General features: G+C 61.7%; 7 protein-coding genes. All 7 read right to left on the bottom strand.

Going from position 1 to position 11,320, the window contains the following annotated elements; all coding sequences use genetic code 11:
- Position 1: 1 nt before the first annotated feature.
- The 7 genes from tagF to tssI all read right to left on the bottom strand — a co-directional run bounded on the left by tagF (position 2) and on the right by tssI (position 11,018).
- The gene (gene tagF / locus IVA82_RS20980; RefSeq protein ID WP_346658791.1) at positions 2 to 703 is read right to left on the bottom strand and encodes a type VI secretion system-associated protein TagF; all 702 of its coding nucleotides are present in this window, start codon (positions 701 to 703) and stop codon (positions 2 to 4) included.
- Positions 700 to 4,236 (bottom strand): type VI secretion system membrane subunit TssM, encoded by a 3,537-nt coding sequence (gene tssM / locus IVA82_RS20975; protein WP_247388439.1) that lies wholly within the window; start codon positions 4,234 to 4,236, stop codon positions 700 to 702. The genes tagF and tssM overlap by 4 nt, the downstream gene beginning before the upstream one ends.
- A 43-nt stretch (positions 4,237 to 4,279) precedes the next feature.
- On the bottom strand, positions 4,280 to 5,515 hold the full coding sequence (tssL, locus tag IVA82_RS20970) for a type VI secretion system protein TssL, long form (protein ID WP_256469686.1): 1,236 nt from the start codon (positions 5,513 to 5,515) through the stop codon (positions 4,280 to 4,282).
- A gap of 287 nt (positions 5,516 to 5,802) precedes the next feature.
- Positions 5,803 to 7,140, bottom strand: coding sequence for a type VI secretion system baseplate subunit TssK (gene tssK / locus IVA82_RS20965; protein ID WP_247388438.1), 1,338 nt, complete (start codon positions 7,138 to 7,140; stop codon positions 5,803 to 5,805).
- A gap of 48 nt (positions 7,141 to 7,188) precedes the next feature.
- Entirely contained in the window at positions 7,189 to 8,568 is a 1,380-nt protein-coding gene (gene tagH, locus IVA82_RS20960) for a type VI secretion system-associated FHA domain protein TagH (protein WP_247388437.1), read from the bottom strand.
- 12 nt (positions 8,569 to 8,580) lie between these two features.
- Complete coding sequence (locus IVA82_RS20955) at positions 8,581 to 9,144, bottom strand: hypothetical protein (protein ID WP_247388436.1); 564 nt, start codon at positions 9,142 to 9,144, stop codon at positions 8,581 to 8,583.
- Between the two features lie 5 nt (positions 9,145 to 9,149).
- Positions 9,150 to 11,018 carry a type VI secretion system tip protein TssI/VgrG gene (gene tssI, locus IVA82_RS20950; RefSeq protein WP_247388435.1) on the bottom strand — a complete coding sequence of 623 codons (1,869 nt, stop codon included), beginning with the start codon at positions 11,016 to 11,018 and terminating at the stop codon, positions 9,150 to 9,152.
- Positions 11,019 to 11,320: the final 302 nt, after the last annotated feature.

Below are 11,320 nucleotides of genomic sequence, written 5' to 3'. Positions count from 1 at the left end.
GTCATCCTGTCCCGGATGCGGCGCCGTCGAGATCGCCGGTCAGCAGCGTGGAATAGTGAAATGGATCCGGCAATCCGCGGTAGCACAGCGCCATTGGCGGAAAGTCGTCGCCTCCGGTGGTCCACCAGAAGCTGGCCGCGGCGTAGACCTGTGGGTTGGCGGCGCAAAGTGCGGCAAACGCCCCCGCGAATGCGTCGACTGCCGAAGGCCCCCCCATTGCTGCGGCCCCGAGCGACGTGATCGGCGGATCGTCGGCGACGGTCGCCTGCAGCCGTGGCATCGTGAGACGATCGAGTGCCTCCGAGATCTGCTCGAAGGTTGCGGACCGATCCAGGGTCGCGAGCAGGAATGTCTCCGCTTGCCCGAACCACTCCTCCTGCGGATCAACATTCGGCGGCGGAAGCAAGGCACCCTCGTCCGTCACCACGTGCAGGGTCAATGGATAGTACCGCCCCACCCCGTCGAGCGAGGGCATGATCGCACCCGCCACCGTGGTGCCGCAGATTGCAGCGCCGAGCCAGAATCGCCAAACCGGCGCGGTCAGGAAGGCCTGTTGCCAGCCTGAACCAAGCTGGTGGCGACTTGCCGACACCGCAGCCTGCACCCACGGCTCCCATGCTTCGAGAAAACTGCGCGGAGTCGCGATCGCGATGAAATCGCGCTTCGCGCCGATCTTGCCGAATAAACCGCAACGCATGGTCATATTCCGGTCGGGCAACGAAACTCGCGGAGCACTGACAGGTTCAACGGATTGCGCAATGATCCGGTCGAAATCTGATAGTTGAGCTCGCGCCCGGCGACGATGAAAGTCGCGCTGGCAGTCTCCGCCTTCGCCACCAACGATCCCGCCTCCAGCATCCGGAACAACGACCAAGGACCGATGCGCTCAAGCACGGATGGCGGGCCGGTGTCGTTGCTGACTGAAATTGCCGTCCGCGGCGATGGGCCCGGCCATAGGACCGTAGTTGGCGAGTTGCTCTGCGGCTGTGGCGGTGGCGTAGGTTGCGGACCGCCGAACAAGGACGAAGGGGCTGATCCGGGAATGGTTGGGCTCGCAATCGTGGTGCCGCCGATCTCGGTCTTAACTATCACGCCTGGCCCCGGTGCCCCGGGGGGTCGGATCGCGAATGAAACGGCGGGCACACCGCCGCCCGTCTGAAAGAACGCATCCCGGATATAAGCCGCATTCTGGAATTGTTTGAGCGTGTCGGGCGAGAACGACCGGCCAACGGGGCTCTCCTTTCGCCAAGCCCAGTCCGACCGCGACGTGTCGGCATAAGGTGCGAGGTACTGGGTGAAGAACTTGTCCATAACGCCATTCGGACTGAACAATTTGGCAAAATCTGCCAGCGGTACTTCCTGGCCGCTGCTGCGGATAAACGGGTACCGGTTGGTCACGGTCTGTTGGCAGATCGGCGTGACCTGATCCCGCAATGTTTGCAGGATTTGCCCGGCGGTTGAAGCCGCGATGCTGCCTTCGAACTCCGCGGCTGCTGCTCGCAGCATATCGGAGAATGGCGGCGGCATGCGCGAGGCATTGTTGCGGAGCGCTGCGACCTGAGTCTGAAGCGCAGCTGTGGCCTGTGCGGTCAGTTGGGGATTCTCGATGATCAGCGTCAGATTCTGAGCGATGTCGTTCAGGTTCGAGACGGTCGAGTCGATCGGCCGGCGGGTGCTCTCGCCTTCGAGCGCCGCGTGGTAAGGTTTGAACTGCGCCTCGATCATCGCGCCAGGCGGCCCATCTTGGGCATTCGTGAAGAGTGCTGGCGCCGGTGCGGCAGCTGGGGCCGAAGCGTTCGCCGGCTTCGCCCGTTCCTTGGTGAGCACCGTCTCGTCGCGCAGCGATTCCAGAATTTGCCGCATCGGCGAGGTCGGCGCCGAAAGCGCCCGCAGCACCTCATATTTTGGCTTGTCGGCGAGCAGCTTCTTCAGTCGCAGGCTCCCGAGCGCCGTTCGCCAGGTCGTCACGAAATCGTTGGAATAGATGCTGAGCAGATCGCCGGCCAGATTGTCGTACTGCTGGTCGATGGCCGACTGCTGGCCGGCATCCCCCAAAACCCATCGCTCCCGCTTCATCCGCTCAGACAATCCGGACAGCCGGGTAACGAACTTCTGATGGAAGCCGTTATACGTGAAGAACTCAGGTACCCGCACGGCGTCCAAAGGCTGCCCCGTCGTGGTTTCGAACACGACACCCATGTCGGGTCCGCCATGGCGGCTGGCGATCCAGTCGCCAGCGATCGATGCGCGAGCCTCCGATTTCAGAAACTCGTAGGCACGTTGCGACACGCTCAGGCGCGCCAAGGAACTCTGGGCCTGCTTGATCAACCGGCCGTCGAGTTCGACCAGCGGCTGCTGTTCGGTCTCGAGATCGAACATTGCCACGAGGTTCTCGTCGAGCAGACGCCGCCCTTCCGCGTTAGTGGCGCCAGGATAAAGGTTATCCGCCCAGTCACGTTGCATCCAGGAGCGGATCAGCTCGCGGTCCGGCGACTGCAGGCCGCCGACCATCAGATACACCTTGAGCGCCTCATAGACGAAGGCAGGCTCGTTTATGCGTGCATTTAGCTGCTCCTCCAGGCGATACAGCAGGCGCGGACGGAACATGCGCTCAAGCGCCGTATGATAGGCCGCCTTCGAGGGCGACAGCAGCCGGGCGTGCTGACTGAGCCCGTAGCGAGCCGACAGAGGCACCGACTCGCCGCGCGATCCGTAGCCTGCCGGGGCGTTGCGCAGCCGGTAGAGTAGGGGCAACACCTTGTCGAGATCATGATCGGCAATCAACGTCTGCTTGATAAGTGGTGCGCCGGCGGCCGCATACTCGCTATCCGCCTGCAGGCTTTGCTCGATCAAATCGGAGTTCCGCTTGTAGCTCATCAGCCAAGCTGCGATCAGTCCGATCGAGACCATGCCGATCAATGACAGGGCCGCGGTTTTCAGGATCAGCGCGCGGCGCACCGCGGCACGGTCGGTCGAGACCCAGTCGGCTTCGCCGATGATGACCTTGGAAATCAGATCGGCGAGGAAGAAGCTCTTGCCCGTGCCCGAATAGGATCCGGAACCGACCTCCTCAGCGCCGAACGTACGTGCCAGCGACCCGATCAATTGATCGATCGGCGTGCCCTGCTGCGTACCCGAGGTAAGGTAGAATCCGCGCAGGTTCGCGTTCACGTGATAGCGCGTCGGCTCGAAGATCTGATTGAGGAAATCGTGGATCTGGGGCTTGAGCCGCGCCATCTGTGCCGGAAAGCCGAATAATTGCACGCGGTGCTGGGGCGTTGGCTCGTCCTGCAGACGGTCGAGCGTCTCCTCGCTCAGGCGCTCCAGCAAACGGTCGAACTCGACCGGGATCTGCCCCACGAGATTCTGGGTCTTGTCGGCGGTCTGGAACGTGGCACCCCAGACCTGGCGGCGGCCGACCTCCCCGAGATAGGCGAAATATTCGGTGAAGCCGGCAACGAGATCGGCTTTGGTAAATAGCGCGTAGACCGGGAAGCTGACCTTGAGTCTTTGATGTAGCTCGAGCAGGCGCATCCTGATGGCATCGGCGTGAAGTGCGAGCTCCTGCTTCGGAAGCGTCAGGATGTCTTCGATACTGATGGCGACAAGGACGCCATTGATCGGTTGGCGCGACCGGCTTTTCTTCAGGATGTCCAGGAACGCCAGCCAGCTGTCCCTGTCGGCCTTGCTATTGGAATCCTGGGTAGTGTAGCGGCCCGCGGTATCGATCAGCACCGCCTCCTCGGTAAACCACCAATCGCAGTAGCGGGTACCGCCGACTCCCGCGATCGCCGCGGGCGTCGCCCCGCGCGCGAGCGGAAATTTGAGCCCGGAATTGACCAGCGCCGTGGTCTTGCCGGCGCCGGGCGGACCGATGATGACGTACCAGGGCAGATCATAGAGATAGCCCGACTTGTTGCCGCTGGCGGTCTTCAGCGTCGCGAGCGCATCCTTCATGCGCTCCTTAAGCACCGGCTCATCGCTAACGGGCTGATCCGCACCAGCGATGCCATCGGCAATCTCCTTGGCGCGCGTGCGCCGCTTGAACAGATTGAGGCCAACGATGCCTGCCACGACCGTGGTGAGCAGCAGAATAGCGATCTGCCGGACGATATGGTTCTCCAGCGGCCGCCAGTCGCCGAACGCGATGAAGGGACCGGCGAAATAGATCACCGCTCCGAGCGAGCTGAGCCCGACTCCGTAGAGAACGATGCGGAGAATGTCCTTGGCAAGCATCTAACCGTACCTGTCGCAAACCACCTGACCCGGCGGTATCTGCCTATTCGCTGCGTTCGATAAAGATCTCGACGCGCCGGTTCTTGGCGCGTCCCTCGGGTGTCGTGTTGCTGGCGATTGGCGCATCTGCTCCTTTGCCCTCGACGTCGACGCGCGAACCATCGGTCAAGCCAGGCTTCAGTGCCGCGGCAACCGCCTTGGCGCGCTCGACCGACAACTCGAAATTTGTCGGGAAGCGGACTGTGCGGATCGGCGAACTGTCGGTATGGCCGACGACCCGGATCCGTCCCGGCTCCTTGTCGAGGGTTGCTACGACGCGGAGTGCGATCGGCTTGAAGCCGTCGAGGATGGTCGCCTGGCCCGATGCAAACAAGGCCAGGTCGCAGACCCTGATCACGATGAAACTGGGGGTCTGGTCCGCCGTCATGGCACAGGCGGTGTTCTCCTTCGCGAGCGCGTTGCGGATGCGCTGCAACTGGGTGATGCGATCCGGTGGCGGCGGAGGCGGAGGCGGCGGCGGCGGTGCAACGACCTGGCGCTTGAGCTCGATCGGCCCGGCCGGATGGAGCGCGAGCGCCACCTCGGCAGCATTCTCTGCTCGGCCAGCGAGGAGCGTCCGCAGGACGAAATAGGACCCAGTCAGCAGCGCGGCGACGACGGCCGCCACGAGCCAGACCGGAACGCGCAGACGCTGTCGGCGCCCCGCCAGCGCCTGCCCGCGCCAGTTGGGCGACAAGTCGCTCATCGTCTTCGGTCGGACCCGGCGCAGCAATTCATAGAGGTTGCGCTGGATCAGCTGCAGGTTCGCAAGTCCGCCCCCTGAGGTCCGGTGGATACCCTGAAAACCAAGCGCAAGGCAGGCGTGCTGAAGTTCGAGGACCGGATAGTTGACCAGTGGATCAACCTTCAAATGGTCGAGGATCTCAAAGAAGCGGACGCCGCCGACACGCTCGCCGAAGAACCGGCTCAGCATCGAATATTGCGTCCAGACGTGACGCTCCTCGGTTGGGATGTGCTGCACGATATCGTCGGCAGTGGCACACAGGATGTATTTCGCTGTGTTGGCCTGGTGCTCGGAAATGCCTGCTGAACGGATGTCCTTCTCAAAGAACTTGATGGCGTCTGCGACCTGCTCCATCAGGCTCGCGAATGACGCGCGCATGAGGGCCACCCGCAACCGACCGAGGAGCTGCAGCAACGGACCCGCAGCGCGCATCACCGGGTTGGCATTTGGCGCGACCAGATCGTCAACGCGCAACGGCGGCCCTGGCGGCAACATGGGTTGCGGTGCCTGGCCTTGCGCGGGTGTCGATATCCATTCCTCGGCTGGATGGCTGGCCGGCGCGGAAGCGTAGTTCGAGCCCTGTGGAACGGGCGAAAAGGACGATGGTGACGCTGGTGCGCCGGGAGAAGGTACGGGTGATGGCGAATAGGCCGGACGTGCTGCAGGCCCCTCGCCCGGCGGAGGCTGAGAGGTCGGCGTCGGCGGCAACTTCCCACCGGGGTTGGGACGAATGATCGTCCGTTCTCCCCGACCGAAAGGATTGACCGGCTTGTCCCTGTCGCTCATGGCCTGTCTTCCAGGATAGCCCAAAGATACAGCTCAAGCTCCGGCCAATCGCCGGAGAAGTGCATTCCGATCGAGGCCGCCGTGCTGAACTCGGGCCACAGCGGCGACTTGCGGTCGAGATAGAAATAGACGTGATCCGTGATGGCCCGGATATGCGGCGGCGGCGTCGGCAAATGCGCCAACGTTAGGCCCGGCAAGTTTGCGTGCACGATCTCGTTCATCTTGGTGTTCGGTCCAACCTTGAAGAGGTGTGGGAAATCGTTCTGGATCTCCACAAGCGGCCGCCGTGCGGCAACCTCCAGCACCAGGGTCGCATTTCGGAATAGTGCTCGATCGCGGATGGGCGATACGAACGCATTCTGTGCGCGCTCGATGATCTCCAGGCGGATCGCCCGCCGGCCCAACCGCGCGCTCAAAAAGTCCTGGATGTCGCTCACCAGGGGTGTGAAGACGTTCTCGAGATCGTCGTGATCGTACGCCGGATAGTTGCGCGCCCGCCGTTCCGCCGTGGAAAATGTCGCAAGTTCACCCGCGAACCTCAGCAATTCCTCGTACAGGCGCTCGGGGTGCACGCTGCCGGAGCACTGGAAATGAGTCAGCACGGGAATGGTACGGTTCAGCACTTGCAGGACCAGATAGTCGACGCTCTGCAACCCACCGCCGGATGACGGATCGACCGCGTAACGCGCCAGCTCGTCGAGTTTAGTCTCAACCCAGCCGATGATGCGGTTGAGCCAGCCATCGATGATCGGATGCGCGGCACAGACCAGCATCGGCGGCACAAACTTGTCGTCGAACAGGATATTCTTGTCGCGCACCTCAAGAATGCGCGCGATGCCGAGGCCCATGTATCCCGGCTTGCTGGTTTTACGCAGTTCGAACGACAGCCTGGGATAAGCGATGTCGATCTCTTCCTCGATGCGTAGCGCCGAGGTCGAGTCAATGAAGGTTTCCGAAGTACGAACATAACGACTGGCGCTGTCGGTGCGGTCCTCATCGACCTCGCGGGTGTTTGGCGCCGCGACCGGCATCATCAGCCAGACGATCTGGCCCGCGGCCGTCTCCGGCACATCGATCGCATCGGGAATTGGGCTGTCCGCAGGGATATCGAACGGCGTACCGTCCGGCATGACGCCGGACGCACTGCGCACCGCGAATTTGCTCTGTTCGGTAAGATCTTTATCGATCTCTAGCTGGGCAAAGCCCCAGGGGTATGGTGTTGTGTAGCGAACGCGCTTTTCCAGCAAGTGTTCGATGTAGCGGTCGTTCTGCTGCAGATGCTGCGGCCGCAGAAACAAACCTTCCGACCAGAAAACCTTGCTGTACCAAGACATTCCTATATCCACTTAGAAATTGTCGGCAACCACGTGGTCGCCGATAGTTTACTTTGAACCGGGCTTGTCACCGCGGTCGTAATAGTCCGAGAAAAGCAACATAAAAGTTTCGATCGGCGCGCTGTTGTCGCGGCCAAGACGCGCCTTCCAGCGCGTCAAGAACTCATCCCAGAGTTTGCCCTTGTTCGTGCCGAGCCAGGAGCTTGCGCCACGCTGAAGCTCGAGCTCGCGCGCCATCAGCGTCGGATCTATGCTCGCGATCAGCTCATGGACAGCGTGCTGCATCGCCATATAGGTCCTCAACTGATGTGACTTGAGATCACTGAAGCCCTGTGCAAAGGCGCGCTGTGCGTCGAGATAGCTGCGCGTCGGCGGCCCAAAGAGAATGCGCATCGCTTCTTCCGAGGTCGGCGAGAATTTCAGCGGATTGTTTTCGAGGGCTTGGACGGTGGTCTGGCTGGTGCTACGGGTCAGCTGCTTGGCTTGGGTTCGCGCCTGCAGCAGCGCCATCAGATTATCCACGGTCATACGCAAGATGATGCCAAGCTGTTCGGCGAGTTCGGCATCGGACTTGCTAGCAAAGAAATTGTCCGGCAATCCTGCAGCGCACGCCACCAGCCGCGCGAACTCGGTACCGCCGACTGGCTTGGCCGTGACAGGCCGCTCATCTGCCGCTTGCGCCGGGCGCGACGCCTCAACCTGCGGGCGCGGTGGCGATGCTGGCGGCTGGGCAGCGGCCAGTTCATCATCGATCCACACCGACGGCCGGCGTGGGGTCGGCATGACTGGCGGACGCTCGACTTGCGGTTTCGGCGCGGTGACCGGACCGGCTGCCCAGTTCATGTCGTCATCCTGCACGGACGGTTGGTACGGAGACGTCGGCGATGACCGTCGAAATGGGTCCACACCAGGCGCTGGGACGCTCGCCGCCCAATCCAGGAACCCCGGATTGACGGGTCGCGCAGCCTCGCGTGGCTTCTTCAACAGTTGCGGATCGATCGGCGGCGGAACGTCGCGATCGGCCGTCCAAAGCTCTCCGTAATCCGCATGCTGCTGGATCGAGGGTTCGTGCTGTTGCGCCTCATGGTTTGGGGTGCGCCCGCCAGCCTCATCCTCCAGCGAAACTCCGATGATGTAGTGGCCGATCGTGAGCCGATCGCCGTTGCGCAGGCGGTGCGGCCCCCGCATGCGCTGATCGGCACCATTGAGAAAGGTGCCGTTGGTCGAGACGTCGTGCAGCCAATAGCCACCGTCGCGAAAGTGCACCTCGCAATGCTTTCCGGAAATCATCCGCGCCGAATCCGGCAGCGTCCAGTCGAGGTGACGGTCCCGGCCAATATCGACCGAACGCCTGCCGGTGACCGTAAACGACACAGGTCCGCCGTCCAGAAGATTCGGTTCGTTCTCGATATTAAAGCGAAGCACCATCACATCGTCTCGTTAGCGCGGAGGGCGCGGTTCGCCGCGTGCCAATTGAATACCATCCTCCAGGCATGACGTCATTATCTGGTCCCGGGTGTCACGGGGGAGCCGGCAGAGGCCAATCAGCAGTGCTGCACGCACCGCCCGTGCGGCCTGATCCGGCTTGGCTTCCACGGGCGCAAATTCCGGGGGAACCACGCTTCCGCCGGACCAGCCGGCCGCCAGCGCCAGCCATGTTGCTGGCTGCTCAGGATCGTTGGCATTGCCGACAGCCAGCGCCTTGTTCCGGGACTGCTCGTCCGGTTGCCGGACCCAGGTCTCCACAATATTCAGCGACCTGCTATCGCTGGCATCGAAATGGTCGAACATCCGTCGCAGGGAGCGACATCCCCAGCCAATTGCCACGCGCCTTGGAAGCAGGTAGGCACAGTAAGACACGGCCGGGTGCCAATTGCACGCGTCGGCGGCCTCCTGAAGGAAATCCAGCGAAGGCTTGTCAGCATCGGCTCTGCCGACATCATAGCGCGCCAAGGGATAGGCCTGAAACAGATCCTGTACCGTGCCGAACCGAACCTGCCCCATGACCGTCAGCCGACAAGAGTTGGAGTGCCGTGAGCGACCAGCGGACCGCCGGCAGCAAGCGCCATGCCGGCCTGCGCTGTCATAGCGATCGTCGGCGCGTTGATGACGATTCCCGCCGGCGTCAGGATAATCTGGCTGGGACCAACCTGTAGGGTGATATTGGCGTTGGCCATGAGCGTGATGCTGATGCCCGCATTGACAGACTGGTCCATGGCCAGCGTGATGTGCTGACCGCCCAATTCGATATCGAGTTTATCATTGCCTTTCCTGAGCGTGGTCTTGCGGGTGTCGCCGCCGAAGGCAGCTTCGCCGATGGTCCGTGTCTCGGTGTCGCGGACCGTCACGTCATAATCCTTCTCGGCATGCGCCGTGATCTTCTCGGATCCCTTCTTGTCCTCGAAGTTCCACTCGTTGAAGCCGCCGCCGCCTTTGGTGGAGTCGGACTTCAATCCCGCAATCGTCTTCTTCGACGGCAGATCGTAGGGTAGCTTGTATTCGTCGTTGTACACCGTGCCGATCACCAGGGGCCGGTCCGGATCCCCTTCCAGGAATTCGACAACGACTTCCTGCCCGACGCGCGGGATGATCTGACCGCCCCAGCGCTTGCCTGACCAAACCTGGGCGACCCGCAACCGGCACGACCGCTTCTTCTTGCGATCCCAGAAAAAGCGGACGTAGATTTCGCCGAGCGACTCGACGTCGATTTCCTCGCTCGAATTGTCGTCTTTGGTCACCACCTTGGCAGTCTGGATGCCATTGATCCTTGGCTTCGGCGTCATCATCGGCGCTCGAAACGGCCGATCGCTCGGCAGAAACTCGTAGCTGCCGAAATAAACGTGTTGCCCGGCGTCGCTCGGACCGCCGGTGCGATAAGATTCGATCGAGAACGAGTGCGTAGCTCGTACCACGAGATATTCCACGTTCTGCGAATCCTTGGAATGCTTTTCAAGCTTCGTCAGCCCACCGGGGAACAGGTTGACGGCGTCGCCATTGCCGCGGCGCCTCCGGTCCATCGCCTGCTCGGCCTGGAGCTGGATCTTCGCGTAGCGCTCGCCGTCGGACTGTTCCTTGAACTTCCCGGGATAGTCGTAAAACTCCATCTCCGACCGGGTGTAGTGCTCGGAGCCCTTGGCGTCGCTGATCATCTGCGCGTTGGGCTTCTGATAGTTGTAGTCGTTGAGCTCGATCTTGCCGGTCCGAAACCGGCGCTCCGAGACCCATTCGTAGATATGCTGCTCGCCTCGACGATCGGCCCCCGTCAATGGGATATAGGGAATGGTAGCAAGACCGTTGATCGGGCTATGCGACGATTTGGAGTCCGCCAGCACCAGCGTATGTTTGCCGCCCTCGTGCTTGAAGAAGTAGTAGATGCCATGCTGTTCCATCAGCCGGCACACGAAATTCATGTCGGTCTCACGGTACTGAACGCAATATTCGAGCTTCGGACAGGACCCCTCTTCGGTCAGCTTGGATTCATAATCGGTGAAGCCGCGTTCGTTGAAGACCTCCTTGATGATGTCGGGCGCTTTCTTGTCCTGAAAGATCCGGCAATCGGTGGTCCGCGATAACAGCCAAAACCAGGGCCTCAGCACGATCCGGTAGCTGAAATAGTCGTTCTTCACCCCGAGCCACTGAGCCTCCGTCAGAACGCCACTGAACTCGCGCTCCTTTTCATGGAGCTTTATGGTCAGCGTGCACTGCTGACCGATGGCACGGTCGAAGTCGAGGTCCGCATCCTCACTGAGACACTCGATGCGATACTCGAACAGTTCGCTGAGACCTTCCGAGCCTTCGAATCCGGCAAAAACCAAGACGTCCTTGCCAAGAGGCGTCTTGAGTTCGCAAAGGCGGGTATCCTGAGTAAGCTGGCCCATGTGGGCTTAAACTCCCTCCTTCGATCGAATGACCCGCTGCAAAGAGCTGATCAGACGTTATGCGAGAACCACGGAAATCCTGCCCGCCACCGGCAGTGCCGGCAAGTCCACTCCAGGGCTGGGCCTCCTGACGCTCCACAACAGCAGTCCAAAGAACCGCCCCGGTCATCAAGTAGTCGGCCCCAAGAGCTTGTCGGTTCACGCGAAAACGGCATGATCTTCGGGAATGAACCAAGATCAGCGGGCATCTGACCCATAGGTATAGAATCGGATCATGATCCCCCGCGATCCGGCAGTCGTCA

The organism is Bradyrhizobium sp. 142 (genome assembly GCF_023074015.1).
Classification (GTDB): Bacteria; Pseudomonadota; Alphaproteobacteria; order Rhizobiales; family Xanthobacteraceae; genus Bradyrhizobium.
Note: the sequence above shows the minus strand (reverse complement) of the source record. Positions and strands in the feature narration are given on the sequence as shown.